Origin of the sequence: uncultured Thalassolituus sp., assembly GCF_950066645.1 — a bacterium.
Classification (GTDB): domain Bacteria; phylum Pseudomonadota; class Gammaproteobacteria; order Pseudomonadales; family Oceanobacteraceae; genus Thalassolituus.
Genome location: NZ_CATMFB010000002.1, coordinates 306,868 through 333,618, shown reverse-complemented (window position 1 = coordinate 333,618; position 26,751 = coordinate 306,868). Strand labels below are relative to the sequence as shown.

Here is a 26,751-nt window from a genome sequence, read left to right as displayed (position 1 = left end):
TCACTCGGGTAGCACCGCCTTGACCTGGCGGCGCTCCGGAACTCAGCCTTTTAATTGCGGTCGCATAATCGGGTCATACCCTGGCCCTGACGGAACTCAGCAAACGCGGAGTCCGGCGCACCGGGCTCCTGCGATGACAGGAGATCTCTATGTTACTTGCAACCGATCTGGACGGTACATTCCTGGGCGGCAGCCCGGAAGACCGACAGGCACTCTATCAACTTATCGCGTCTCATCCCGGCATCGATCTGGTGTTTGTCACCGGCCGGGGCCTTGAATCAGTCCTTCCTCTGCTTGCGGACCCGACCATTCCACAGCCCGATTACATTATCTGCGATGTAGGCTGCACTGTGGTCGACGGTCGTACGCTGCAGCCTCTGCATGAGGTGCAGGGGCAGATTGACGACAAATGGCCAGGGGAGTACCGCATTCAGGAAGCCGTGGGGCACATCGACGGCCTGATACGTCAGGATGTACCGCAGGATCGCCGCTGCTCGTATTTCTGTGAACCTGATGTTGTTACGGATGAACTCTATAACATTGCTGCGCGCCTCAATTGCGACCTGCTGTACTCGGCTGGCTGGTACCTCGATTTTTTACCCCGTGATGTGAATAAAGGCGCTACCCTGACTGCGCTGATTGAGCATCTGGACATCGACCGGGAAGATATTATGGTCGCCGGTGATACGCTCAATGATCTGTCGATGTATGAACACGATTTTATCGGGGTCTGTGTCGGTGAATCCGAACCCGGGCTGATTGCAGCAACGGAAGGGCGCGCCCGCGTGTATCATGCTGAGGCACCGGGCGCCGGCGGTATTATTGAAGCCTTCAGCTACTTTGGCTTTTTAGGTGAAGAGGGGATCTGTGCGGAAGCGCGCGACGATATCACCCCCGGTACGTCTGATCTGGTCATTGTTTATCATCGTCTTCCGTACGAGGAGTACGTGGAAGACGGGCTGATGAAGCGCCGTCCGCATAAATCGCCGAATGGTATTATCCCGACGCTGGCGAGTTTTTTTAAAGATGGAAAAAAAGGCGCCTGGGTTGCCTGGTCGGTTCAGGACGACACGCTGAAAAAATTTGAAACCCACACAGAAGTTGATGCCGGAAAATACCCGAACCTGATTGCCGCACGGGTACCGTTAAGTAAGCAGGAAGTGGATATTTTTTATAAAAAATTCTCTAAAGAAGCGTTCTGGCCGACGCTTCATACCTTCTGGGAGCGTGCGAGTTTCGACGATGATCACTGGCAGGTATTCTGCGATGTAAACCGGAAGTTTGCTGAGCAGACGGCAAAAGAAGCGTCAGAAGGAGCAACCGTCTGGTTGCATGATTACAATCTCTGGATGGTGCCTGCTTATCTTCGGGATATGCGCCCCGATCTCAATATTGCTTTCTTTCATCACACGTATTTCCCGTCGGCGGATGTCTTCAATGTACTGCCATGGCGTAAGGAAATTATTGGCAGTCTGCTGCAATGTGATTACATCGGTTTTCATATTCCCCGTCAGTCGGAAAACTTTATTGACGTTGCGAAAGGGGTAATGCCCTTTGAGGTCACGGAAAAAAGCGGGTGTGCACCGCGTTTTCTGACTTATGGCTGCGCCGTCGGACTGGATGAAATGACCACCGAAATTAAGGTGAATGACCGGGTCATCCGCCTCGGCGCGCACCCTGTTGGCCTTGATCTCAAACGCGTTGATAACGCACTGACAAAACCTGCAGTGCAGCAACATATGAACGCGTTACGCGAAGAGCTTCACGGTGTGAAGTTAGTGCTGTCGGTCGAACGTCTGGATTATACCAAGGGCATACCTGCGAAACTGGATGCATTTGAACGCTTACTGGAAGAGCACCCTGAGCTACACGGCAAAGTGACACTGGTCACTGTGTGTGTGCCGGCGGCGAAGGAAATGACCGTGTATAACGATCTGCAGACAGAAATAGAGCAGGCCGTAGGGCGGATTAACGGACGCTATGCTCAGGTGGGCTGGACGCCAGTGCAGTTTTTCTTCCGTGCTGTGCCTTTTGATGAGCTGGTGGCCTATTACGCGATGGCGGATGTTATGTGGATTACCCCGCTGCGTGATGGCCTGAACCTGGTCGCAAAAGAATATGTCGCGACACAGGGAAAAACAGGTGGACGAGGTGTTCTGGTGCTGTCGGAGTTTGCCGGGGCTGCCGCAGAAGTGAAAGGGGCGGTTCTGTGTAACCCTCACGATCCGGCAGAGATGGCAGAAACCTGTTACTTCGCTCTGTCGATGCATCCTGATGATGCAGCGGCGCGGATCGGTGAGGCGTTTGATGTGGTGAGTTATTACGACATCGGCTACTGGGGACAGGCATTTCTGAGGGAGGTGGCTGCCAGTGCGGAAGCAAATGGTCGTAATATCCCTAACCAGCTGAGTGTCGTTGCCTGAGCTGTTTCGGATACCACCTATGATAATAAAGGGGCTTAACGCCCCTTTTTTTATGCTGCCCAGATCTGTTTGATATTCACAAACTCCCGGATTCCATGTGGCCCCAGTTCGCGACCATAGCCTGACTTCCCTATACCACCGCTTGGGAGGCGGGGGTCAGTCTTAACGATGCCGTTGATGGCAACCTGTCCCGCATTAAGTTCTTCTGCGGCGCGGCGTGCAATCAGGTCGTTCCCTGTCCAGATGCTGGCTCCTAATCCATACTCTGTCAGATTGGCGAGGTTCAGGGCTTCCTGAAAGTCTTCTGCGACACACAGGGCGAGTACCGGCCCAAAGGTTTCCTCCTGAAATACAGCCATGTCCGGAGTGACGTCTGTCAGCAGTGTCGGCGGGTAAAAGAACCCATCACCTTCGGTTTTTTCTCCACCAGTGAGGCAGGTCGCCCCCATCTGTACCGAGCGCATTACCTGACTGTGCAGTTGCTCACGCAGATCGCTGCGGGCCAGTGGCCCGAGGCAATCATTCATTTCTTCCGGATTACCCAGCGACAGTGCATTAAAACGTTCGGTTAAGGCCTGGCGCACCTGTGGGAAGACAGATTTTTCGACGATAACTCTTTTCACTGCGATACAGGACTGACCCGCATTAATCATGCGCGAGAGCGTAATGACATCGCAGGCTTTTTCCAGATCGGCATCTGCCATCACAATACAGGGGTCTGAACCACCCAGTTCGAGCACGGCGGGTTTCAGGCCGGCTGCAGCCCGGGCAGCCACCCGTTGCCCGGCAGCACTGGAGCCGGTGAACGACACCGCTTTGATGAGAGGGTGGTCAATGGCATCCCCGGCAAGTTCGGTTTCGATTGGCAGATTCTGCATAACTCCTGACGGCAGATAGCGCTGAAATATTTCGGTCAGCAATACGGCGGTGCCGGGTACATTCGGATCGGGCTTCATCACACAGGTGTTGCCTGCCATGAGTGCCGGGGCGAGAAAACGCAGTGCCAACCACACCGGCGCGTTCCACGGCAGGATACCAAGGACAGTACCCAGAGGTTTATGACAGACATAGCTGTCGCGCGCATCGGATGCAAGCGACTCCGGTGCCAGAAAGGCTTCGCCATTGTCCGCGTAGTATTCGGCGCACAGCGCCGCCTTATCGACTTCAGCCAGCCCTTCCCGAAGAGGTTTTCCCATTTCCTGAGCCATCAGTTCAGCCAGCCGTTGGCGCTGACTTTTCAGACCCTCGGCAATATTCAGCAGGCAAGCTGCGCGTTCACGGAAACTGAGCGATTGCCATCCGGGAAATGCACTGCCGGCGCTGGAGATTACTTCATTCATTTCTCCGACGGAGAGAGACGGGTATGCGGGCAGTACCTCGCCCGTAGCAGGATTCATTGGTGTCAGCATACGTTTCTCCTTATCCCTGTACCGTTGTGCCTGATTTTTTACGCGTTGCAGACTTTTCGTCTTCTGGCGTTTTTTTCCGGGCCTGATCGATATTTACAGGGGCGGACTGTCGCGCGGTATCGGGTTTGACGGTGAAATCCCGGTCAAGGCTGAAGAAGGATTTACAGCCGTCTTCGGTAATATAAATGGTGTCGGAAATACCGCAGGTTTTATTGCCATCGACCCCCCACATCCAGGGAATTAAATGGAACGTCATCCCTTCTTTGAGAACCGTACCCTCACCCTGTTTCAGACTGACGATATAGCCCTCATCCCAGCTGGGTGGAAAGGCGATGCCAATTGAATATCCCGAGCGGGTAATCAGCTGGGCACCGACGGTATTGTCGGAAATAATATTCCGCACGAGATTATCAACATCCGATACAGTCATACCCGGCTGAACCATTGAATGCACGGCGCTGAGTGCACGCTTCATCGTCTCCTGCGCCTGATACATAGAGTCGGTGAGTTCTCCTAATACGACTGTCCGCATCATGGCGGTGTGATAGCGCCGGTAGCAGCCTCCGACCTCAAGGAAGATGTGCTCATCAGGCTTAACGATCCGGCCTTCCCATGTGGCGTGGCCGATCATAGAGCGGGGACCTGAGGTGACATAAGGCATTACGGCAGGTACTTCGCCGCCTGCTGCAAACATCCCGGCGCTGATTGCGGCACCAATTTCATTTTCGCTGACACCTGCCCGGCAGGCCTCAATTCCGGCGATCATACCGGCCTCTGTCGCCCGGGCCGCGCGGCCCATCAGTTCAATTTCTTCGGCCGATTTACATACGCGTCCTTCTTCGACAATGCCGAAACAATCCAGTAATTTTCCGTCCATTAATGAAGTATGAATGACGTCCTGGTGGTACGCCGGAAAGAAATAGCTGTTGCGTTCATAGCCAATACGTTTGTCGGCCAGACCAAATTCACGTAACGCATCTACCAACATCTGAATGGCGTCGCCTGTATCCGGATAGGGGCGGGTGATACTTACCCAGGTACGGTGAATTACGTTCGACTCCTCCAGCTTACGGGTAATCATAAATGGCTCTTTTTCGAGAGGTACAACGAGCGCCTGAAAAAAGCTGTAACCTGTTGTCTGATAGTCCGTCAGGTACATGATATTTTCGGGATCAGAAATAACGACCGCATCAAGATGTCGCTCCTGAATTCTCTGGCGCAGTTCTTCGATCCGGCGAACATATTCGCCATGGGTAAAGGTCATATCATCGCGTTCAATCATGCGGCTTCCTCCATGATGTTACGGACAGCATTCATCAGAATGTCGAGGCCGGAAATCAATTCTTCCCGGGAGATAGTCAGCGGTGGAATAAGTTTCAGCACTTTGCCACCGGTACCACAGGCAGACAGTATCAGTCCGTTACGGAAACACTCCTGAACGATGGCTGCAGCGCGTTCGCCGTCTCCCATATCGAGGCCGAAAATCATGCCCTTACCGCGGAGCTGGAGAGATTTGTCGGCATTCAGAAGGGGCTTCAGGTACTGACTGATCAGCTCTGACTTTTCAGAGACATCTGCCATCAGGGTGTCATCCCGGAAGTATTCGAGAGCAACTTTGCCAGCGATAAACGAAAGGTTCTGGCCGCGGAACGTACCTGTGTGTTCACCGGGCGACCAGTGTTTATCCAGATCAGGATGAACAAGGTTCATGGCCATGGGTGTGCCAACGCCACCGATACCTTTGGCAAGGCAGATAATATCGGGCTGAATCCCCAGGCTGTCGAAGCTGAAGTATGAGCCGGTTCTGCCACAACCGACCTGAATATCATCAATAATCAGCACGGCGCCGATCTCTTTTGCGAGGCTGGCCAGGCTCTGTATCCATTCGCGTGATGCGATGTTGACGCCGCCCTCCGCCTGAATCGTTTCGAGCAGAAATGCAGCGGGTGGTAAGAGTCCGCTGGATGGATCTTTATAACGGGCCCGCAGGGATTCCAGCTGATCCAGTCCGCAGCCCTGGTTGCATCCATGGCAGGGCGTCGCGCACCCGAACGGCTCGTGATACACATGGTTTAATGGCACGCCTGCAGCGCCCCGGAAATATTGATTGGCGGTGGCTGCGAGAGCACCGAGAGTCATTCCGTGGAATCCGTGGCTGAAGGCCACAATATCCGTGCGACCGGTGGCACGACGGGCCAGTTTCATTGCCGCTTCGACCGCGTTCGTACCGGTGGGGCCCATAAACTGCATTTTGTGAGGCATATCTCTGGGTTTAAGAATGGTATCGGTAAATGCCTGCATAAAATCAGCCTTGGCTGTGGTCTGCATATCAAGGCTGTGGAGGATGCCGCCTTCTTCGAGATAGGTGATCATCGCCCGGGTCATGCGTTCGTTGTTGTGACCAAAATTTAATACCCCGGCACCCGCAAAAAAGTCGATATATTCATTGCCTTTTTCGTCGGTAATTATTGCGCCTCTGGCAGTTTTAAAGGTTTCAGGGTAAACGCGGCCGTATGCGCGGATCGCGGATTCGCGCTGTTCGAAAATAGTCATAAATAATTCCTCAGTTCAGAAAAGGTAGTCAGGCATGTCAGAGTTATTCCGGGGTGCCTTAATTTCAGAACTCTGGAATCTACGGTGGGGTACGCATACCGGTCAGCCTGCAGAACCAGCGACAGACGTCTTCCAGTAAGCGGTCGTTAAAATCGTAGTGGGGGCTGTGGCACGGGTGAGGTGTTTTACGTCCGTCGTTACTTCCTATCAGTGCAAAGGCACCAGGAATTTTGCGCAGGTAATAACTGAAATCCTCCGATGCCATGACGGGCAGCGACTGCCCATGATTCATACTTTCTGATCCGAATAACTCCTGCCAGATCTGACGGGCTGTTGCTGCCTGATCAGGATGGTTAATTGTTGCCTGATAGCGTGGCGTATGAACGACAAGGCACCCGGTGTTGTAGGCGGCAGCGGTATGTCGGGCCGTATCAGTAATCAGCTGGTTAATGCGCTCCCGGGTGACTTCGTCTGGCACCCGGATACTGCCTTGTATCACCGCTTTGTCTGCCATGACGGTGGGGGCAGTGCCAGCGTTGAACTGGGTGATACTGATCACAGCCTGACTCTGAGGAGCCAGACGGCGTGACACTATCTGTTGCAGGGCCTGCACGACTGCGGCACCGGCAAGTACAACGTCATCGCATGCCTCTGGCTGACTGGCATGTCCACCACGCCCCGATATTTCAACAGAGAAGGTGCCATTGCCACACATGACCAGAGCATCAGGGCAGGCCATAGTGCCGTAGGGGAGTGCAGGCCAGTTATGCCAGCCGTAAATCTCGCTCACGCCCTCAAGGGCCCCCGCTGCGATCATCTCCCGGGCGCCATGACCTCCCTCTTCTGCAGGCTGAAACAGAAGTACGATCTGGCGCTGAAGAGAACTCTCATGTTGCTTAAGCCATTTCGCGGTACCCAGCAGGGCTGCGGTATGACCGTCATGACCACAGGCGTGCATACAGCCCTCGTTCTCAGAGCTCCAGGCCACGCCTGAATTTTCTTTGATTGGCAGGGCATCAATATCCGCCCGGAGTGCAATCGCGGGGCTGCTCCCCGCTTCGTTAATCAGGGCGACAGTGCCTGTCCCGGCGCACGAGCGCCAGCGGATATGCAACTCATCCAGAATCTGGCGTATACGTGCAGCTGTTTCGTGCTCATGCCAGCTGAGCTCGGGATTCAGGTGCAGTTCGCGGCGGACAGCGCGGGCAAACTCCACTGTGTTCTGCCAGTCGTTCGACATTCCGTCTCCTGTCTGTGACCACAAGTAGGTTTCATAATGAATTGCAACCAGTGGGCCAGCTTACGATTCCCATTGGAGGCGAAATAAATCTGAAAGAATCATCGGCGCGGGTAAAACTCCCGATAATTCAAAACCTTGCGGAGGGAGTGATAGGGGAGCAATAAAACAGATCGACCTGAGAGTGTTTAGGGTACGGTATAAATACCTGCACAGTGCTGGTGCGCACCTGACTGGTACTGGTGCGTATATTCAGCCATTCCGCCTCTTAGATTGTGCATATTCAGCCAATCAGCAGGGGTCTTATAGATATCCCTGTCAGCGCTGGATACCATGTCAGAAGCCTGCATATATAAGCAGCACTGAGATGTTTCTCTCTGAAGAAATGTCCGCATATAAAAATAAGAAAGGTGTCCTGATATGAAAGTGCGAAATACTCTCCTGGCAACGGCAGTTGCTGCGGGTTTAGGGATGGCGGCTTTACCGGCTCAGGCTGGGTGGCTGGACTGGTTGTTCCCTTCCCAACCTGAAGAAACCCCCGAAGATGTTGTCACTGAACCCGGTGAATACCCGGATGGCCTGCGCCCGGCGATATTTGTTGGCAACAACTGGGATGGCACGATTGATGTTATCGATGGTGATAACTATGAAATTCTGGGTCGTGTGAATGGCATACCGGATTACGAAGAGCGTATGGACGAAATCAAAGGTGATTTCTGGCGCTATACCGTATTTCTGGGCATCCGCCAGCTGATCGGCGAAGGTAACGATCAGTACGTCGATGATATGTACAGTACCAATGATGGTGAGCTGTTGATTGTTTCCCGTCCAAGCTTTGCGGATGTTGTTGCACTTGACCTCGAAACGGGTGGGATTGTCTGGCGTTTTGAAGTTGACGGTGTCCGTTCTGACCATATGGCGCTGTCGCCGGACGGCTCTCAGGTCGCGGTTTCTGCGTCTACTGGGAATGTGGTTCATCTTCTGAACGTCTATACCGGTGAAGAAGAAGGGCGTTTCCCTGCGGGCAACTCGCCGCATGAGAACCTTTACTCTGACGATGGTAAGTACATTTACCACTCAAGTATTGGCTTTGTATTCATGCCGTTCGATGGACGACTTCTGCGCGACACCACCCGTGGCGAACGTAAGTTCCTGGTGTACGACACAGAGCTGGGCGATATCGTTAAAGACTTCGACATCAAGACGAAACTGGAAGAAGCGGGTCTGGGTGATCTGAGCCCATCCATCCGCCCGATGGCACACACCAGTGATTATCGTTATTTTTACTTCCAGCTGTCTTTCCTCCACGGCTTCGTGGAATTTGATATGGAAGAAGAGCGTATCACCCGCCTGGCTGAGCTGCCGAATCACGTTCCCTTTATGCCTAAGATGCGTTACGTCAATGACTCAGCGCACCACGGCCTGGCGATGAGTGCCGATGACACCAAGCTCTGTGTTGCAGGGACTATGGATGACTACGCCGCGATCGTCGATCGTGAAACCTTCGAATATACCCTGCTCGAAGACATTGGCGAGAAAGCCTACTGGGCGGTATCTGACCGTTCAGGTGAAAACTGTCTGATCTCGTGGAGTGGCACTGATCAGGTGTCAGTCATCAACTATGCGACAGGTCAGGAAGTCAAACGTATTGATGTGGGTAACCATCCGCAGCGCGTCCGTGAGGGTATGCTGAAAGCGGACTGGATTTCACTCTACTGATTGCGACAGGCACAAAAAAGCCCCGCCCGGATATCCGGGCGGGGCTTTTTTGGTAGGCGTCAGATCAGTCTTCTTCGATCATCTGAGCCTGTTGGTAATTCTGCAGGCCGACTTTATCGATCAGACCCAGCTGAGTTTCCAGCCAGTCAACGTGCTCTTCTTCTGATTCCAGAATTTCATTCAGCATGTCACGGCTGACGAAGTCTTTCACTTCTTCGCAGTAGGTGATGGCTTCTTTCAGGTCAGGGATCGCTTTCAGTTCAAGCTTCAGATCGCACTCAATCATCTCTTTGGTGTTTTCACCAATCATCAGACGACCGAGATCCTGCAGGTTCGGCAGACCTTCCAGGAAAAGGATACGCTCGATCAGTTTGTCGGCATGCTTCATTTCGTCGATAGACTCATGGTACTCATGATCAGCGATGCGCTTGAGACCCCAGTCTTTGTACATGCGTGCATGCAGGAAGTACTGGTTAATAGCCACCAGTTCGTTTGCGAGGATTGTGTTCAGGTGTTCGATAACCTTTGCGTCGCCTTTCATTTTCAGCATCTCCCTTCAAGTAAGCCTGAGTGTATTCTGGATACTGATTCGGGGCTGAGTCAAACAATTAGGGAGTTTTAAGGCAAAAAAAGTACTGGACTGAAAACGATTAAGATTTCAGACGGTCAGGGCGGTGATCTGACGCCATGAATGAGAGGCATTCATGGCTTAATACGGATCTGAATAATAAAGGATCCGGTTTATCAGGCCGCAGAGAAGAGATGAGACATCTCGCGAGCCTGCTGCTTGGCTTCGTTAAAAATAGCCTTGGCATCACGAGCACATTTTCCACACTGGCTACCGAGGCCTGTGCATTCTTTCAGCTGGCTCATGCGGGTTGCTCCCTGCTCAGCAGCAGCGACGATATCGCGGTCGGTAACTCCTTTGCAGATGCATACGTACATAGGTCAGATCCAGTAGTGCTAGTGAGAAAGTTTCTGAAGTATAAATGCGAATTACTATCAAAAGCAAATTAATTATTTATCGAATGGCACGACCAGCTACCTGATGTGGCACGAAGGCATGGTTTATGGGGCTGTTTGGCCGGAAAAACCCCAGAGAGGCTGTGCGACTGGGGGTCTGAAGGCTGACAAAGCTGAACAATTGTCAATGCTGTGTAAACCCTTGTTTTTACAGGCTTACTGAGATTTTCAGCATCGTCTGATGTGGCCATCAGTGTACATATGACAGGTGGCGCTGAATTGACAGTTGTCTTGATTTGTCCCTCTGGGTCATACTGATGACTGGAGCACACTTTTTATGGTCTCCTGTCCTACAATCGACCAATCACCCCTGCACATGGTGTTTGTGCAAGGCACTCGATAAGGACAGCGACGCCGGGAAGATAACAATAATAAAGGTGTCAGGGCTCATGAACGTCCAGAATTTCTTTCCTGCCGCGATGCAGGACAACGGTGAGTTTGCGGACAAGCGCACTACCTTGCTGATGAAACGTTTGTTGATCGGTGCCAGCCTGGCTGTTCTGTTCAGCATAGGTGTGGTCAGCATGATCATGCTACGTGTCGGCCTGGACTACGGGTACCTCATTTTCGCCAGCATGGTTTCCTATCTGTTGCCTCTTTCCATTGCATGGAGGTACCTGCGCACCCCGAGGGAGCGCCGTCAGGTTGAGAAGGCACGTAAGAGCGTCTTCATCAGCATGCTGTGTATCGTTGCCGGCTGGAGTGCCATCGGCATGCTCATCCTGCCGCTGCTGGATGGCGACACCCGCCTGATCGCAGTATCTATGTTCGTCGTGGTGATCTACGCCCATTCATTACCTTTTTCGACCTTCCCGCGCATGGGAATGGCCCTGATGGCGGTTAACCTGCTGCCACTGTCCCTCGAACTGTCACTGTTGGGTGAATACGAAGTCGTCGCGTTCGGGATGTGTGGTTTTGTTCTGATGGCGATGGAAGTCGGGAGTTTTGTCTGGCTGTATCGGGCTGATATGAGATCGCTGGTGAAGTATCGTCCGGCGCAGACCAGCGAAGAACCGGATATGTCGGTCGCGGGTTTCCGTCGCCGCCTGCTGCATCGTCTGCACAGTACCAGCACCCCCTCGGTAATGATGCAGGCCGTGGCTGCTTTTTTCCTGGTGATTACTCTTCGTGTTCCGGAGCATGAAGGAATGCTCTGGAGCTGGTTTCTTGGTTACCTGTCACTGCAGGTACTCCGTACCGCCGGTTTTGTCTCGTATCTGAATGATCCTTCACGCCGTCGTATCCGCGACTGGCGTCTGATGTTTGCCGCGGGCGTGGTCGCCAATCAGCTGGCATGGTATTCATTGCTGCTGCTGTTCCACGACATCATGAGTGGATTCAGTCTGGGCGTTGTCAGTGGCATGTTTATTGTGATTGCCGTATTGAGCACAGTAGGCCTGACTTCCGACCGCCTTCTTCTATATATCAACAGCGCTATGTGTCTGGTGCCACCCGTTCTGATTCTGTTTGCCGGGGAAGAAGTGTGGTCCATGGTGTCTCTGGGCATGCTGGCGTCATTGAGTCTGCTGATTGTGGTTGAGAATATTCACCGATCTACCATTCACTCTATCCGTGGTCGTGTCCTGCAGAAGTTGACAGAGTACCGCGCGGGAGAAATGCAGGAACTCAATGCAGAACTGACGGAAGCGCGGGAGCGCCTGACGGAAGTGAATGCCTCGCTTGAAAGCCAGATTGAAGAGCGTACCCAGGAACTCAACCACCAGGCGACTCACGACATGCTGACGGGCCTCGGAAATCGTTATTACTTTTCACGCAAAGTCAGTGACTCTCTGCAGGGCATGCGCAACAGTGATTCGGGGTTTGCCGTCTATCTGCTGGACCTCGACCGCTTTAAAGAAATTAATGATGGCCTCGGGCATCTGGCGGGCGATGAAGTCCTGAAAGCGATTGCCTCACGCATCAGTGATACCTGTGGCAGCACCCGTGTCTGCGCGCGTTGGGGTGGGGATGAGTTTGTTATTCTTGAGCCGCGTCAGGTCAGTGAAGGTGCGGTAGAAGCCTTCGCGACAACGCTGGTCGAAGTATTGCGTGCCCCGATTGAACTGGAGAGCGGGCCGGTGTCGCTGGGAGCCAGCGTCGGTATAGCGATCTGTCCGGAGCATGGCACCACTGCCGAACAGCTGCTGGAACATGCGGATATTGCCGTGTACCGCGCGAAGAGTCGTAAGACGGGCGTGTCGGTATACGATGATCAGTGGGGCCACGAAGCCACTGAGCGTCTGCAGTTAGTTCAGGCGCTCAATCACGCGATAGATCACGACGAGATTGATGTCGCCCTGCAACCTTTTGTCTCTGTTGAAGACGGCAGCCTGACTGGCTTTGAAGCTCTGGCGCGCTGGCGTGACCCTCGCCAGGACATTAACGTCAGTCCGGGCGTATTTATTCCTCTGGCGGAAGAAACCGGGCTGATGCCCGCTCTTGGCCGCAACATTCTTCGGAAAGCCTGCTACGCATTAATGGAAGCCGCAGGGGGCACTGAGCTGCGCGTCGCGGTGAATATTTCTGTAATGCAGTTGCAGCAGGGGGATTTTGTCGCCGAAGTTAAGGACATTCTCAGAGAAACCGGACTGTCTGCCTCGCGTTTAGAAATTGAGCTGACCGAAAGTGTGTTTGCGGCCAACGTTGAACGTATCCGCGAGGAACTCTGCCGCCTGCGTGATCTCGGTATCCGTGTCTCGATTGACGATTTTGGGACTGGCTATTCGTCAATCAGCTACCTGCGCGATTTTCCGCTGGATACCCTTAAAATTGACCGCTCATTTGTTGCAGGCTTACGGGATGGTGGCGAAAGCCTGTTCTCATCCATCGTTTCTCTGGCGCATGGCCTCCGCCTGTCAGTGATCGTTGAAGGTGTTGAGAACCGTGGTGAGCTGGAGAAGGTACTGGATCTCGGGGGAGAAGAAATCCAGGGCTACTACTTTGCCCGCCCGATCGATGCCAGTGAACTGCAGGAGTGGTTAAAGAACCACGAGAAAAAGCCGTTTAATCTGCGCCGCCGGTATCTCTCAGTAGGAAGCTGAAAACGATAGCTAAAGAAAAGCCCGCATAATGCGGGCTTTTTATTTGGACTGCGGAATGGATCCCCGCCTGCGCGGGGATGACATTGTTCTGTCATTGCCGCGAAGGTGGCAATCCAGCGCCGTCAGTCTTCGTAGTTCTCAATCGCCGGGCAGGAACAGATCAGGTTACGGTCACCGTAGACGTCGTCGATACGACCTACGGTTGGCCAGAACTTGTGTGCGCCCAGATTGCTGGTCGGGAAGGCCGCCAGTTCACGGGAGTAAGGACGTTCCCAGTTGCCTGTCACTACCATCGCCGTGTGTGGTGCATTTTTCAGCGGGTTGTTTTCGGCGTCGAGTTCACCACGTTTAACCGCGTCGATTTCGCCTTTAATGGCAATCATAGCGTCGGCAAAACGGTCGATTTCAGCTTTGCTTTCAGATTCTGTCGGCTCGATCATAAAAGTACCCGCCACCGGGAACGACATGGTTGGCGCGTGGAAGCCGTAGTCCATCAGACGCTTGGCGATATCCACTTCGGTGATACCGGTTTCGGCCTTAATCGGGCGCAGATCGACGATACATTCGTGGGCAACACGACCGTTCAGACCTGAGTACAGAATCGGGTAGTGCGCCGACAGACGTTTGGCCAGGTAGTTGGCTTTCAGCAGGGCATTCTGAGTGGCTTTACGCAGGCCTGAACCACCCATCAGGGTGATGTACATCCAGCTGATGGTGAGAATGCTGGCAGAGCCATAAGGCGCTGCAGAGACTGCACCGTTGCCCTTAGATGCATCATCAATCGGACGTACCGCGTGGTTCGCCACAAACGGCGCCAGGTGGGCGGCAACTCCAATCGGGCCCATGCCCGGACCACCACCACCGTGGGGAATAGAGAAGGTCTTGTGCAGGTTCATGTGGGAAACGTCTGCACCGATAAAGGCTGGCTGCGTAACGCCTACCTGAGCGTTCAGGTTGGCGCCGTCCATGTACACCTGACCACCGTGCTGGTGGATCAGATCGCAGATTTCCTTAACGCCTTTCTCGTATACGCCGTGCGTCGAAGGATAGGTCAGCATCAGGCACGACAGCTGATCAGACAGCTCTTCGGCTTTCTGCTTCAGGTCTGCAAAATCAACGTTACCCTGTTCATCACACTCAGTGACGACAACGCGCATTGACGCCATCTGTGCCGATGCCGGGTTAGTCCCGTGCGCCGAACGCGGGATCAGACAGACATTGCGGTGACCTTCGCCACGGCTCTCGTGGAATTTCTTGATCGCCAGCAGACCCGCGTATTCACCCTGAGCACCGGAGTTCGGCTGCATACAGATGGCATCAAAGCCGGTGATGTCACGCAGGTAGCCATCCAGCTCGCTCACGAGTTGCTCATAACCCGGGGTCTGATCTTTCGGAGCGAACGGGTGAATGTTCGAGAACTCAGGCCAGGTGACCGGAATCATTTCGGTGGTGGCGTTGAGTTTCATGGTGCAGGAGCCGAGCGTGATCATAGAGTGGTTCATCGCCAGGTCTTTGCTTTCGAGACGCTTCATATAACGCAGCATCTCGTGCTCGGTGTGGTATTTGTTAAAGGTCGGGTGCGTCAGGAAGGCAGACGAGCGCGCCAGTTCCGTCGAGATACTGGCAGAGCCACTGCTGATGACGTCAGCGTCCAGAGCGTAAACATCAAGGCCGTGGCCTTCGCCCAGAATCACATCAAACAGTTCAGCAACATCGGCTGCTGAGGTTTTTTCACTCAGGGTGACACCCAGAGTGTCAGTGCCCATGCCCAAAGATTCGTCATCACGCAGGTTGATCTCGGCTGCGAGAGCACGAGCTTTAACCGCGGCTTTATCGGCAACGGCAAAGGTCAGAGTATCGAACCATTGGCTATTAATCAGGGAAATGCCTTTGCTCTGCAGACCTTTGGCCAGAATATCGGTCAGGCGGTGAATGCGACCGGCGATGGTCTTCAGGCCTTCAGGGCCATGGTAGATGGCGTAGAAAGAGCTAAGGTTCGCCAGCAATACCTGTGCTGTACAGATGTTAGAGTTCGCTTTCTCGCGACGGATATGCTGTTCACGGGTCTGCAGTGCCATACGCAGTGCCTGATTGCCCTGAGCATCGATAGAGACACCGATAATGCGGCCCGGAATAGAACGCTTGTAGGCATCGCGGGTTGCGAAGAAGGCAGCATGTGGGCCACCAAAGCCCATGGGTACGCCGAAGTGCTGGGCGTTACCCAGTACGATGTCGGCACCCATTTCGCCCGGCGCTTTCAGCATGACCAGCGCCATCAGATCGGTCGCGACGGCGGCCAGCGCGTCTTTCTCATGCAGCGCTGCGATCACATCTGTGAAGTCTTTCACGTCACCGTCTTTACCAGGGTACTGGAACAGAGCACCGAAGACGTCGTGGTCAGCGGCCTGTTCTGCCGGGCCAACCAGTACATCCCAACCGAAGGCTTCGGCACGGGTGCGTACCACGTCGATGGTCTGTGGCAGACAGTTCTCATCAAGGTAGAAGGTGTTCGACTTGTTTTTGCGCACGGTACGCTTGGCCATCGCCATGGCTTCTGCCGCTGCAGTCCCTTCATCCAGCAGAGAGGCGTTGGCCAGTTCCATACCAGTAAAGTCGATGACCATCTGCTGGAAGTTCAGCAGGGCTTCAAGGCGACCCTGGGCGATCTCTGGCTGATACGGCGTGTAAGCCGTGTACCAGCCGGGATTCTCCAGCACGTTACGCAGCACAACAGGCGGCATAATGGTGTCGTGGTAACCCAGACCAATATAGCTTTTGAATACTTTGTTCTGAGAGGCAATGGCCTTCAGTCGGTTAAGCGCCGCAAATTCCGGGGTCGGTTCACCTGTGCTCAGGAACGCCGGACGCAGGACGTCCTGCGGGACGATTTCACTGGTCAGAGCCTCCAGGGACTCGGCGTTAACCGCTGCCAGCAGGGCAGCTTCTTCGTTGGCGTTATAGCCAGCGCCGTCCGAGGCAATATGGCGGCTGATAAAATTATCGCGTTGTTCCAGTTCTTTAAGAGAGCGTGTGGTCATGAATGAACCCGACAGAATTGAAGCGCTTGAACCAAGCATCTAAAACGAAGACGCAGAGAAGGTCTCTGCGTCGCATTCGACCCGCTTCAGTGGCGCGGGCCCAGCCAGTAGACGTTGTGGCTTACTCGCAGATTGCGGCGTATGCGTCGGCGTCGAGAAGAGCGTCCAGATCAGAGGCGTCTGCCAGCTCCATTTTGAAGAACCAGGCATCGCCGTACGGGTCTTCATTTACTTTTTCTGGTGCATCGATCAGCTCTTCATTGATCGCAATGATCTTTCCAGCGATCGGGGCGTAGATATCTGACGCTGCTTTTACAGACTCAACCACAGCAATGTCCTGCTCTGCAGCGACATCACTGCCGACCTCTGGCAGTTCAACGAATACCACGTCGCCCAGCTGGTCCTGTGCGAAATCAGTAATACCGATAGTGACGGTGCCGTCGGCTTCAACGCGGATCCATTCGTGGGAGGCAACGTATTTCAGATCAGCAGGGATGTTGCTCATGGGAAAACTCCAGTCAGAATTTTTAAAATTTAAAACATTTTTTTGCCGTTACGTACGAACGGCAATTTAATTACTTTTACGTCGGTCAGCTTGCCGCGCAGGTCTACCTGAGCGGTGTCGCCGGTCGCGGCTGGTACACGGGCCATCGCAATAGAGCACTGCAGGCTTGGAGAGAAGGTACCCGATGTGATTTCACCCTCGCCAACACCTTCAACAACTACCTTCTGGTGAGAACGCATCACACCGCGGCCATCAAGTACCAGACCCACCTGCTTCATAGCCACGCCATCCGCTTTCTGGGCTTCGAGTGCTTCACGGCCGATAAAGTCACGGTCTGCAGGTTCCCAGGCGATGGTCCAGCCCATGCCTGCCTGCAGCGGGCTGATGGACTCGTCCATATCGTTGCCGTAAAGGTTCATGCCGGCTTCCAGACGCAGAGTATCGCGGGCGCCCAGACCACATGGCTGTACGCCAGCTTCGATAAGTTGGGTCCAGAACTGTACGACTTCTTCCTGCGGTACCATGATTTCCAGGCCATCTTCACCGGTGTAGCCGGTGCGGGCATAGAACCAGCCGTGCTGCGGCAGGCCCTGGAATACTTTCAGACCATCAATCAGGTCAGCGGCTTCAGGGCGGATCTTCTTCACCATACCGATCGCTTCAGGGCCCTGAACGGCCACCATTGCCAGCTCCGGACGTTCAGTCAGGCTGATATCAAAGCCTTTGGTGTGGGCGGTCATCCACTCCAGGTCTTTTTCCCGGGTAGCGCAGTTCACGACCGTGCGGAACCAGCCTTCCATACGATAGACAATCAGGTCGTCGATTACGCCGCCATCGGTGTTCAACATGCCGGAGTAGAGCGCTTTGCCAGTCTCTTTAAGCTTGTCGACATCGTTTGCCAGCAGACGCTGCAGGTAGGCTTTGGCATCCGGGCCGCGGACGTCAACGATGGTCATGTGGGATACATCGAACATGCCTGCTGCTTCGCGTACAGCGTTGTGCTCTTTGATCTGGGAGCCATAGTGAATTGGCATATCCCAGCCGCCGAAGTCGACGATCTTGCCCTGAGCTTCAGTGTGTTTGGCGTACAGCGCGGTTTGCTTACCCATGTATCCGTTCCTGCGGTCTCACTGGTCGGGCTCCGGACGCCCGGACCATTGTAAAAAGGGCCGCAATTATAGCGCTTTCCGCAGTGCGGATCACAAAAAAATTCAGGGTTGGCAGGAGAGGGTGAAACAGAGCGATCATCCTTGATCGCGGGGCGCGGTCAGTCGCGGTGAAAGGTACGTCCCTGCTTGGCGTGAGTCGGCGAATAACCGCTCCACTTTTTGAACGCTTTGGAGAAGTTAGCCACGCTGGAGTATCCCAGTCGCTCGGCCGCCTGACTGACATTGCACATCCGGCGTGACAGCCAGAAGCTGGCCTGAATCAGGCGCAGATCTGCCAGCAGTTGCTGATAGTGAGTGCCGGCTTCCTGCAGGCGGCGCTTACAGGTCCGTTCGGTCAGATTCAGCATCTCTGAGAGTTCACCCAGAGTTGGCGGATTGCTCAGGTCGCTGCGCAGAATATTCGACGCTTTCTGTGCAATCAGATGGGCCGGACGCAGCACGCCGTTGGCGTGAAAATTCATCGGGCGGATCATCAGCTGCTGAGCCAGAAATTCCGACGGCAGGCGGATGGCCAGATACGGCGCATTAAACGTCAGCTTCATCGGTGCGTACTTACGGTATTCCTCGCGGTTTTCCGGCTCCGGGTAGGGCAGAAAAACGGAGATCTGGTCGGTCAGCCCCTGGATCAGGCTATGTCCAACGGTGAATCCGTAAGCAAGAAGAATTTCGGAAAGATCCTGCGACGGCACTCTGACCGGATCATTCTTCCAGAAAAACTCACAATGACTCACCTGACCATCATCAAGGATGTGAAGATCGAACGGGTGATCAGGCGTGCTGATCTGACGACACATTTCATTGAACAGGTCGGTCAGCCCTTCTGTATTGGCCGGTGGATTCTGGAGCGCCATGATCTGGCCGTATTCCAGATACAACTCGGGGAGCTTTTCTGAGAGACGACTGTCTTCGAGAATCCGCAGCACCTGAATGAGCGCTGGTTGTCCCGCGGTGACGGTGTCGCTATTGGTCGGCAGCCTCGGTGTTGATTTACGCAATTCCTTCTGAGGCATCAACCTGCGCAGGGTCTGCATTGTCTCTGCGTGTGGTTTTAACGAGTACATCTGGAGATTAACTACTGCTTTATTGTGGTGAGGTGTTCAGACTGCAGTTACTTGACGCGATGGAACAATGTCCGATTACGCAATGGAACTCCATATTTTGGCCGAAAAAGACACTTTGTGGCGGAATTCGCCGGGAGAGCCAGTAATTGCCGACAACTTTATCAATAAGACATATCGGGCAAGAATTTAGACAAATTGCGACCATATTCTAAATGATCGCAATTGGTCTGTTTTCGGTTGTACACAGGGGCCAGTCCAAAACTTCGCCCCTGAGTGAAGACTAAACAGGCTGAGTTTGAGCTCTGGCCCGCTCTGCCACCAGTGTTGGCGTGAATAGACTTATAATTTTCCAGCCACTCTGTGGCTCAAATTTTCTATCAATTACGCAGGTATGGACCTTGCCATCGGGAGCAATTCCGAATAATGGAATGGCCGCTTTGCCATTCGATTCGACAAAATCAACGTAACCGTATTCATCGGTCAGACGGGTAGAGTGCACTTCTGCTCCCTGCGCCAGCATGCTTGAGAACTTGCTGAAGGTCATATCCGCACCGAACAGATGTTGACCCCGGTGGACTTCACCATCGAGGTGTTTGTCGGCCAATCTTGTGTCTGAAGTCGTCTGCAGCGCAAAAATATTCTGCTGTCCGAATTCGGCACCGAAGCGCATGCCAGCGACGGTATTGAGGCTGCGCTCGGGTGACAGACCCAACAGCTTACCTATGCCGACCAGGTCCAGGCGTTGTTCGGCGTATTCTGAAACCGGGTTGCCATAGAAGGTTTCCAGACTATCCATGCGGGCTGCGCGGATGTTGTCCCAGTTGGAGTCAGTGAGCACGACACGCACATCATGTTTTTTCAGTGCCTTGGCAATGGCCCGGGCCACGGGGTTGGCACCTATCATCAGATAGCCGTGCGGTGGAGGCTCGGCGACTTTGAGCCAGCGTGCCAGTGGGCGGGCAGTGGCGCTCTGCAGTACGACAGTGCCAAAAATCACGCTGAAGGTCAGAGGCACCAGAATCATTGCGCTGGGTTCACCCGACTGCTCAAGTTTGATCGCGAACAGCGCCGACACCGCCGCGGCAACAATGCCACGGGGGGCAATCCATGAGAGCAACAGTTTCTCGCGCCAGTGAAGGCTGCTTCCGATGGCGGACAGCCAGACAGAAAGCGGACGTGCCACAAACTGCATGATTGCCAGCAGCGCAAACGGCAGCCATCCGAGCGCTATCAGTTCTTCGAGAGTGAGTCTTGCCGCCAGTATGATGAAGAGCCCTGAGATCAGGAGTACCGTGAGGTTCTCTTTGAAGTTAAGAATCTCACCGATATGAATGTCTTTCTGATTGGCCAGCCACATCCCCATTAATGTGACTGCGAGCAAGCCGGACTCGTGTGCCAGCATATTGGCCACGCTGAAGCTGAAAAACACCAGCGACAGGGTAGCGAGGTTTTCCAGGTATTCGGGCACCCAGTGCTTTTTCAGGATAAACCCGAGCAGCCAGCCACACGCCAGCCCAAGAACGCTACCGGAAGCGATGATTTCAACGAAGGCGAGCATACCGCTGAGCACGCCTTCGGCCTGTCCCTGAGCAACGATGAACTCGTACACGACAACAACGAGTAACGCCCCGAGCGGATCAATCAGAATGCCTTCCCAGCGCAGTATGTTGCCGATGTCTGCGTTCGGGCGGACCGTGCGCAGCATGGGCACAATCACAGTGGGGCCGGTAACGACTGTGAGGGCGCCGAAGAGGATGCTCAGCTCCCAGCTGAGCGCAAACAGATAGTGAACCGCGACGGCAACGACCACCCAGGTCACTGCAGCGCCGACGGTAATCAGCCTCTGAACCACTTTTCTCTGACTCCGGATTTCCTTCAGGTCGAGTGTCAGGCTGCCTTCAAACAGAATAATGGCGACGGCCAGCGAAATCAGCGGAAAGAGCAGTTCGCCGAACAGTGCGTCAGGGTGGAAGATTCCTGCCACTGGCCCGACAACAATCCCTGAGGCAAGCAGAAACAGAATGGCGGGCAGTCGTACCCTCCAGGCCAGCCACTGACAGGCGAAGGCCAGTATTCCAATGAATGCAAACGCGATAATCCCAGAATCGAACACAGAAATTCCTTACCAGACTTATACAAGGACAATACTATCTTATACGAAACATCGTATATGAACTGAACAACTGCGGATATCCCCGCGATGCTTCAGTCTCCGACAACTTCTATGGTTGGCCGGAAATAGAAGGGCTGTTTGATCCCGGAGGGCACCGCAGGCACTGGACTGATCCCAAGCACCACTTTTCGTGCCCATTGCTCAAGGCGGGTATCTCCGGTGCTGGAGATGACCTCTACTGAGGTAATGACGCTGCCGTACTGGATTTTTACCTGCAGGCGCACCCTGCCTTTCAGTCCGGGAGGGTGCGGCGGTGTGCGGGCGCGCAGGTGGGCCGTCAGTACGCGGAAGTATTCCGCCTCTTCGGGGGTACCAAACACCTCGATATCCCCAGCCAACTCCTTTTTCGGAGGGGCAACGGGCGTTATCGTTTCGGCAGGATCCGGTTCTGGCGCCGGTGCGGGTGGTGTGGGTACCGGTGGCGAAGGAGGAACGGGCACGGCAGGTGGCAGTGCAGGGGCGAGCGCTGTTTCCGTGACGGGCGCGGCAATGGAAGCCGGCGGCTCAGGCGGTTGCGGGGGTGCTTCCGCCGGTGGTATCTGCGTCACTTTTTCGGGCTGGGGAGGAACCTCCGGTGTATCAGGCATGGGCTGTGATTCACTCACGCCGGTGCTGTCTTCGTTGTCCATCCCTTGCGTATGTTGTGTGTTCAGGACGGCCCTGAGGGTCACCGCCTGATCCGATGTTGGCAGAATATCCAGCTCGCTGAAGATGACCACGTGCAGTCCGACAGACAGCAGGATGGCCGCGATGAGTCGTTTGCGGATTCTGCGGGGCGGACGTTGTGATATGTCGCTGCGGTAGGGCATGGTTTATCCCTGAAGGTTACTTCAGCACCCGTGCTTCAAACCCGGCCTCAGATAGAATGTATGCCGCGGCTTCCGCCCGACCACCTCCGCAGATTACATAAATAAAATCGCGCTCCAGACTGCGGAGTTCCTGACGGATCTGCGAGAGTGGAATATTCCGTGCCCGCAGCAGCGGGTCGGTATCTGCTTCCTGTGGCTGACGGACATCCAGTACGACGATGCCGGTGTCCGCTTCTTCGGTCATAGTGTCGAGTTCTTTGCGGCTGATGTAATTCAGCACAGGTTTACGCAGCAGCTGATCAAAGTCTTCTTTGCTCAGTCGCATCAGTGTACCGGCTGATGTCATGGTGACCGTTGCGTTGCGGGGCATGTCACTGACCAGTGCATCTTCTCCGAAAAGATCGCCGTGCGTCAGCGCTGCCAGTGTTTCGCTCTGATCGCCTGCGCCGCGTGATACCAGCGCCTTGCCTTCTTTAATAACATAACAATGTGCGCCGGTTTCCCCTTCACGGACAACGGCGTCGCCGAATTCTGCCGGCATTTCTTCAAAGCGTGACAGCAATTTCTGAATGTTGGCCGGCGGAACCCGGGCAAAGAGTTCGGTGGTAATCAATCGTTCCAGCCAGTCAGCGTCATCTTCACCACTCTCATTGAGAGACTGGCGGACTTCTGCCCAGGTTGAAATCAGCTCGAGGTAGCTGCTGCGCACCGACACAATTTCACACTGCGTCGTTGTAATGGCAGTGTAGCGGTGCACGCTGTGCGTGCTGTGCGTGCTGTCGAGCGCCATAAAGTTATCGTCATCATCGCCCTGAACCGGGGTAATGCCAAAGTCTTCATCCGCAAGGTCAACACTGCCAGAAAGAAGGAAGTGGCATTCTTTATCTTCTTCTCCACGTTTGAAGAGGATTTTGCGGGGTTCAGACTCATACACCCTGAAGTGAGGGATAAGTTCGTTGATGATGTCCTCAGACCATTCGTCGAACGGGATGAAGCGCTGCAGTTGCTTACTCAGCGTGTTTTCCATGAATGTGCGATAACTTTCGGCGGAGTGTGTTTGAAATATAGCAATTGAAAGTACTTCCGTCACTCCGGCCAGCGCAGCAGAGCGGCCACTTTCGCAAGTTGTTGGTCATCTTCCGCCTGTATGTCCGGGATGTGAGGAACTGTGCCGCAATGCTGAATGCCTTTGCGTGCAAACCACTGGTGCAGGTAACGCAGGTTTTCTTCCTGGGCGTCCATATCGGGGTCGATGCCATTGGCCACCCAGCCAGCGACGGCTAATCCCGCCTGCTCAATCGCCTGAACTGTCAGGCAGGCATGGTTAATACAGCCGAGCCGGAGACCGACAACCAGTATCACACCGGCCCCCTGCGCCACGGCAAAATCTGCGAGGGTCTGGTCATCGTTCAGAGGCACGAGCCAGCCACCAGCACCTTCAATCAGCTGGCGTTCATGGGGTTGCTGCAGACCACTGGCGCAGGCCTGAGTCAACGACTGTACGGTGAGATTAACGCCCGCCTGTTGTGCCGCAATATGGGGTGCGATTGCTGGTTCCAGCGTGATCGGATTGTGAATCTGATATTCGCAGCGCGGCGATGAATATTGCTGATGAAGCAGAGCATCGCGGTTGCGCAGGCCCTCGCTGGTCTGCTCCGAACCGGAGGCAATCGGCTTAAGGCCGAAGGCGCTGAGGTTGTCCATGGTTGCGCGTTTGAGCAGAGCGGCACTGATCAGAGTTTTTCCGGCATCAGTGTCTGTTCCGGTGAGGAAGAAGCGTTTCATGGTGGTGGTCATTCCGGTACGGGTTGCATTGGTCATCAGGCCTGCACCGATCCTGCTTTCGCGGTGATCCAGGCGACTTCGTAGCTGAGCGGGTAGACGGTCTGACCGTCTGAGCAGACGGTTGGGTAATGATGCTGTAACTGCTGCAATGCTCTGCGCCCCCCCAGCCCCTGACGGCGATCAGGATTAACGTTGGTTGCACCTATCTGTTTCAGCGTGCGCAGTAACTGGCTGAGGTCAGGGTGCTGTTCCTGCAGGCAGGCCTGGCGGATGCTGAGCTGAGTGAAGCCTGCCTGTCGCAGCAGCTGCTCCAGTCTGGGAAGCGGTACAAAATCGTTCACATGGCGGTGGCTATCGATGGCCTGCCAGGCCTGTTCAAGTTCACGTTGCGTACCGGGAAGCAATGTCGCCAGAACCAGCTGCCCGTCGTTGTTCAGAGTTCTGCGCCATTCCGCCAGCGTTAGTTCAGGAGCTTCACTCCATTGCAGCATCAGGCTGGAGAAAATCCCGTCGGCGCCCGCATCGGCAACCGGCAGGTCATCAGCATCCGCAAGGACGAGCTGAGTCTGGCTATCGGCATGGGCGGCGGCGCTGGCCAGCATCCCTTCGGAAAGATCGATCCCGGTTACGCTGGCCGCGCCACGGTTGCGCAGGTGGGGCAGGGCAACACCGGTCCCGCAACCTATGTCGAGCCAGTGGCCGTGCAGAGGTGGCAGGTCGTTGAGCAGGGCGGTAACGACCTGCTGCTGGATACCCGCAGCCTTGTCATAGCTGGCCGCAGCGCGGCTGAACTGACGTGCCACCTGTTGCTTGTTACGTGCGGTCATACGTCGCTCCTGTGTTTTGGCAAACGCTGCGCAGCACATTCAGCAGGTGTTTCTGACCGGCATCTTCGAGAAAGAAGGCATGACTGCCAGCGGGGCTGATATGACCATTGGCAAAGCGCGCAGGATTCAGCGCATCAGACTGGCTGTAGAGGTGGTGTACCTGTCCGCTGTTAATGTCTGGCAGCGGACTGTAGCTGAGCCAGTCGAGCGTCTTTGTCAGGTGGGCATCTGGTGTGCATTGATGGCCATTCAGGTGTCTGCTGAGCGCTCTCGCGGTCTGGCTGCCCTGGGTCGTCAGGGCTGTGAAACGCTTGAGGGTCTTGTCCGGCTGATTGCTGAAGCTGGTGGCGAATGCACGGAAGGTGTCCATCGGCATGCCCGCTGACTGACCAGCTTGTTGCAGAAACGAAGCGCCAGTGGCAAGTGTGATGAGGGCCCGGCCGTCTGCGGCCGCGTAAGCCAGATGCGCTAATGCGCCTCCCAGAGACCAGCCACACCAGATGGCGTTGCGGGGGGCGCGGTCGGCGAGTGCGCTGGCTGCTGCATGCAGGCTCGCTTCGCCACGATAATCCACCGCCCAGTGTTGTCCGGGTAAGGCGTCCATGATGGGGGTAAACAGGCTTGCCTGATAACTCCAGCCAGGCAGCCAGATCCAGTCGAGGCTGCCTGTCGCCGGGTGAGTTGGGTTCTGCAGGTACGGCGTTAACAGATTCATGATTCTGCCTGCCAGCAGTCGGACAATACGCTCAGCAGGAGATCAACGTCTGCGGCAGTATGTGCGGCGGATAACGTCACGCGCAGGCGGGCTTCGTTCTGTGGCACAGTCGGAGGACGGATTGCACTGACCCAGAGTCCCGCCTCCCGTAGCCTGCTACTTAATTGCAGAGCCTTATCGCTGCTACCGATCAGCAGGGGCTGAATGGGGCTGAGTGATGGCATCAGGGGGAGCCCGCTGTCCTGCGCACCTTGTCTGAACTGGAGAATGCGCGCCTGCAGGCGACTGCGCAGTGAATCATCCTTCATCCGCTGCAGGTTACCCTGCATTGCATCGGCCAGAGCGGGTGGCATAGCGGTCGTATAAATGTAGGAGCGCGCAAACTGGATCAGGTAGTCGATGAGGTCATCGGAGCCGGCGACGAAGGCGCCGTATCCACCAAAGGCTTTGCCTAGCGTGCCTATGTAGACGGGCAGATCGGCTGTTGAGAGTCCGAAGTGTGCACGTGCTCCCTGGCCCTGGGGGCCGAGAATTCCCAGCCCGTGGGCATCATCAATCATCAGCAGTGCCTGATGCTGTCTGCTGACATCTGCCAGGGCGGCAATATCGGCAAGATCACCATCCATGCTGAAAATACTGTCACTGACGATCAGAGTTTCACCAGAATGACCCTCGCGCTCACTCAGCAGCTCGTTGAGGTGCCCGACGTCGGTATGGCGATACCGCAGCATCCGGGCCCGACTCAACTGGGCGCCATCCAGCAGCGAGGCGTGGTTCAGTTTGTCCTGCAGAATCAGATCGCCACGCTGGGCCAGTGCGCTGATGACACCGACGTTGGCCATATAGCCCGTCGAAAACAGGAGCGCGCGGGGGTAGCCTGTATAGTCCGCCAGCGCCTGCTCCAGGTCGTGATGCGCCTGACTGTGACCGCAGACCAGGTGAGAGGCGCCGCTGCCTGTTCCCCAGCGGAGTGCGGCTGCGGAGAGTTCATCGGTGCCAGTGCTGGCGAGTCCCAGATAGTCATTCGAGCAGAAGTTTATATACTCTTTCCCGTCGCAGAACACGCGCGTCCCCTGGGCGGACTCCAGAGTCTGACGCTGGCGCCATAAATGTTGGTCGCGGCGGGTTTGCAGGGCGTTGTGGATGCGCTCGTTCCAGGCCATGAAAGTATCCAATATCCGATGCCATCATCTTAAGCTGCGCGCCTGAGTGGTCAACTTCATGGCGATGATGTGGTTTACTACTCAGCAAAGAATCAGCAGCA

General features: G+C 54.9%; 20 protein-coding genes. 3 read left to right on the top strand and 17 right to left on the bottom strand.

From position 1 onward, the window contains the following. Positions 1-149: 149 nt before the first annotated feature. The gene (ggpS, locus tag Q1L85_RS03310; RefSeq protein WP_300426209.1) at positions 150-2,423 is read left to right on the top strand and encodes a glucosylglycerol-phosphate synthase; all 2,274 of its coding nucleotides are present in this window, start codon (positions 150-152) and stop codon (positions 2,421-2,423) included. Positions 2,424-2,473: 50 nt separating this feature from the next. Here ggpS and Q1L85_RS03305 read toward each other — a convergent pair whose 3' ends face one another. The 4 genes from Q1L85_RS03305 to doeB2 form a co-directional block, all read right to left on the bottom strand. Continuing rightward, on the bottom strand, positions 2,474-3,832 hold the full coding sequence (locus Q1L85_RS03305; RefSeq protein WP_300426210.1) for an NAD-dependent succinate-semialdehyde dehydrogenase: 1,359 nt from the start codon (positions 3,830-3,832) through the stop codon (positions 2,474-2,476). A 10-nt stretch (positions 3,833-3,842) separates the two neighbouring features. Beyond that, positions 3,843-5,114: an ectoine hydrolase gene (gene doeA, locus Q1L85_RS03300; RefSeq protein WP_300426212.1), complete on the bottom strand. Its 1,272-nt coding sequence runs from the start codon at positions 5,112-5,114 to the stop codon at positions 3,843-3,845. Next, complete coding sequence (locus tag Q1L85_RS03295; RefSeq protein ID WP_300426214.1) at positions 5,111-6,385, bottom strand: aspartate aminotransferase family protein; 1,275 nt, start codon at positions 6,383-6,385, stop codon at positions 5,111-5,113. Before Q1L85_RS03295 ends, doeA begins: the two co-directional genes overlap by 4 nt. 79 nt (positions 6,386-6,464) lie before the next feature. Then, positions 6,465-7,625 carry a N(2)-acetyl-L-2,4-diaminobutanoate deacetylase DoeB2 gene (doeB2, locus tag Q1L85_RS03290; protein ID WP_300432251.1) on the bottom strand — a complete coding sequence of 387 codons (1,161 nt, stop codon included), beginning with the start codon at positions 7,623-7,625 and terminating at the stop codon, positions 6,465-6,467. A 417-nt stretch (positions 7,626-8,042) separates the two neighbouring features. Here doeB2 and Q1L85_RS03285 point away from each other — a divergent pair, with 417 nt between their 5' ends. Beyond that, positions 8,043-9,341 (top strand): serine/threonine protein kinase, encoded by a 1,299-nt coding sequence (locus Q1L85_RS03285; RefSeq protein WP_300432249.1) that lies wholly within the window; start codon positions 8,043-8,045, stop codon positions 9,339-9,341. Between the two features lie 64 nt (positions 9,342-9,405). Here Q1L85_RS03285 and bfr read toward each other — a convergent pair whose 3' ends face one another. Next, positions 9,406-9,882 carry a bacterioferritin gene (bfr, locus tag Q1L85_RS03280; RefSeq protein ID WP_300428165.1) on the bottom strand — a complete coding sequence of 159 codons (477 nt, stop codon included), beginning with the start codon at positions 9,880-9,882 and terminating at the stop codon, positions 9,406-9,408. A 203-nt stretch (positions 9,883-10,085) separates the two neighbouring features. Continuing rightward, the gene (locus Q1L85_RS03275; protein ID WP_300428164.1) at positions 10,086-10,286 is read right to left on the bottom strand and encodes a (2Fe-2S)-binding protein; all 201 of its coding nucleotides are present in this window, start codon (positions 10,284-10,286) and stop codon (positions 10,086-10,088) included. A 467-nt stretch (positions 10,287-10,753) separates the two neighbouring features. Between Q1L85_RS03275 and Q1L85_RS03270 the strand changes: the two genes are divergently transcribed. Beyond that, on the top strand, positions 10,754-13,405 hold the full coding sequence (locus Q1L85_RS03270) for a bifunctional diguanylate cyclase/phosphodiesterase (RefSeq protein WP_300432247.1): 2,652 nt from the start codon (positions 10,754-10,756) through the stop codon (positions 13,403-13,405). 122 nt (positions 13,406-13,527) lie between these two features. On the opposite strand, the gene gcvP is transcribed toward Q1L85_RS03270, so the two are convergent. The 11 genes from gcvP to bioF form a co-directional block, all read right to left on the bottom strand. Continuing rightward, on the bottom strand, positions 13,528-16,443 hold the full coding sequence (gene gcvP / locus Q1L85_RS03265) for an aminomethyl-transferring glycine dehydrogenase (protein ID WP_300428162.1): 2,916 nt from the start codon (positions 16,441-16,443) through the stop codon (positions 13,528-13,530). A gap of 121 nt (positions 16,444-16,564) precedes the next feature. Continuing rightward, positions 16,565-16,948, bottom strand: coding sequence for a glycine cleavage system protein GcvH (gene gcvH / locus Q1L85_RS03260; RefSeq protein ID WP_300428161.1), 384 nt, complete (start codon positions 16,946-16,948; stop codon positions 16,565-16,567). Positions 16,949-16,977: 29 nt separating this feature from the next. Beyond that, complete coding sequence (gene gcvT, locus Q1L85_RS03255; protein ID WP_300432244.1) at positions 16,978-18,057, bottom strand: glycine cleavage system aminomethyltransferase GcvT; 1,080 nt, start codon at positions 18,055-18,057, stop codon at positions 16,978-16,980. 158 nt (positions 18,058-18,215) lie between these two features. Further along, complete coding sequence (locus Q1L85_RS03250; protein WP_300425768.1) at positions 18,216-19,178, bottom strand: AraC family transcriptional regulator; 963 nt, start codon at positions 19,176-19,178, stop codon at positions 18,216-18,218. 280 nt (positions 19,179-19,458) lie between these two features. Next, a complete protein-coding gene (locus tag Q1L85_RS03245) occupies positions 19,459-21,291 on the bottom strand; it encodes a sodium:proton antiporter (protein WP_300425766.1) in 1,833 nt (610 codons plus the stop codon). A gap of 92 nt (positions 21,292-21,383) precedes the next feature. Beyond that, positions 21,384-22,160: an energy transducer TonB gene (locus tag Q1L85_RS03240; protein ID WP_300425764.1), complete on the bottom strand. Its 777-nt coding sequence runs from the start codon at positions 22,158-22,160 to the stop codon at positions 21,384-21,386. Between the two features lie 16 nt (positions 22,161-22,176). Then, positions 22,177-23,187, bottom strand: coding sequence for a cyclic nucleotide-binding domain-containing protein (locus Q1L85_RS03235; protein WP_300425763.1), 1,011 nt, complete (start codon positions 23,185-23,187; stop codon positions 22,177-22,179). A 59-nt stretch (positions 23,188-23,246) separates the two neighbouring features. Further along, positions 23,247-23,981, bottom strand: coding sequence for a dethiobiotin synthase (gene bioD / locus Q1L85_RS03230; protein ID WP_300425762.1), 735 nt, complete (start codon positions 23,979-23,981; stop codon positions 23,247-23,249). Continuing rightward, positions 23,981-24,772, bottom strand: a complete 792-nt coding sequence (locus tag Q1L85_RS03225) for a methyltransferase domain-containing protein (RefSeq protein WP_300425761.1) — start codon at positions 24,770-24,772, stop codon at positions 23,981-23,983. Before Q1L85_RS03225 ends, bioD begins: the two co-directional genes overlap by 1 nt. Further along, positions 24,759-25,487, bottom strand: a complete 729-nt coding sequence (locus tag Q1L85_RS03220; RefSeq protein ID WP_300425758.1) for an alpha/beta fold hydrolase — start codon at positions 25,485-25,487, stop codon at positions 24,759-24,761. Before Q1L85_RS03220 ends, Q1L85_RS03225 begins: the two co-directional genes overlap by 14 nt. Further along, positions 25,484-26,650 (bottom strand): 8-amino-7-oxononanoate synthase, encoded by a 1,167-nt coding sequence (gene bioF, locus Q1L85_RS03215; RefSeq protein WP_300425756.1) that lies wholly within the window; start codon positions 26,648-26,650, stop codon positions 25,484-25,486. The genes Q1L85_RS03220 and bioF overlap by 4 nt, the downstream gene beginning before the upstream one ends. Between the last annotated feature and the right edge of the window lie 101 nt (positions 26,651-26,751).

Coding starts and splice junctions, on each gene's coding strand:
- Q1L85_RS03250 (WP_300425768.1), bottom strand. CDS start 19,178: ATGTACTCGTTAAAACCACACGCAGAGACAATGCAGACCCTGCGCAGG.
- doeA (WP_300426212.1), bottom strand. CDS start 5,114: ATGATTGAACGCGATGATATGACCTTTACCCATGGCGAATATGTTCGC.
- gcvP (WP_300428162.1), bottom strand. CDS start 16,443: ATGACCACACGCTCTCTTAAAGAACTGGAACAACGCGATAATTTTATC.
- Q1L85_RS03305 (WP_300426210.1), bottom strand. CDS start 3,832: ATGCTGACACCAATGAATCCTGCTACGGGCGAGGTACTGCCCGCATAC.
- bfr (WP_300428165.1), bottom strand. CDS start 9,882: ATGAAAGGCGACGCAAAGGTTATCGAACACCTGAACACAATCCTCGCA.
- gcvH (WP_300428161.1), bottom strand. CDS start 16,948: ATGAGCAACATCCCTGCTGATCTGAAATACGTTGCCTCCCACGAATGG.
- Q1L85_RS03295 (WP_300426214.1), bottom strand. CDS start 6,385: ATGACTATTTTCGAACAGCGCGAATCCGCGATCCGCGCATACGGCCGC.
- Q1L85_RS03225 (WP_300425761.1), bottom strand. CDS start 24,772: ATGACCGCACGTAACAAGCAACAGGTGGCACGTCAGTTCAGCCGCGCT.
- Q1L85_RS03270 (WP_300432247.1), top strand. CDS start 10,754: ATGAACGTCCAGAATTTCTTTCCTGCCGCGATGCAGGACAACGGTGAG.
- Q1L85_RS03220 (WP_300425758.1), bottom strand. CDS start 25,487: ATGAATCTGTTAACGCCGTACCTGCAGAACCCAACTCACCCGGCGACA.
- gcvT (WP_300432244.1), bottom strand. CDS start 18,057: ATGGGTAAGCAAACCGCGCTGTACGCCAAACACACTGAAGCTCAGGGC.
- bioF (WP_300425756.1), bottom strand. CDS start 26,650: ATGGCCTGGAACGAGCGCATCCACAACGCCCTGCAAACCCGCCGCGAC.
- doeB2 (WP_300432251.1), bottom strand. CDS start 7,625: ATGTCGAACGACTGGCAGAACACAGTGGAGTTTGCCCGCGCTGTCCGC.
- Q1L85_RS03275 (WP_300428164.1), bottom strand. CDS start 10,286: ATGTACGTATGCATCTGCAAAGGAGTTACCGACCGCGATATCGTCGCT.
- bioD (WP_300425762.1), bottom strand. CDS start 23,981: ATGACCAATGCAACCCGTACCGGAATGACCACCACCATGAAACGCTTC.
- Q1L85_RS03285 (WP_300432249.1), top strand. CDS start 8,043: ATGAAAGTGCGAAATACTCTCCTGGCAACGGCAGTTGCTGCGGGTTTA.
- Q1L85_RS03235 (WP_300425763.1), bottom strand. CDS start 23,187: ATGGAAAACACGCTGAGTAAGCAACTGCAGCGCTTCATCCCGTTCGAC.
- Q1L85_RS03240 (WP_300425764.1), bottom strand. CDS start 22,160: ATGCCCTACCGCAGCGACATATCACAACGTCCGCCCCGCAGAATCCGC.
- ggpS (WP_300426209.1), top strand. CDS start 150: ATGTTACTTGCAACCGATCTGGACGGTACATTCCTGGGCGGCAGCCCG.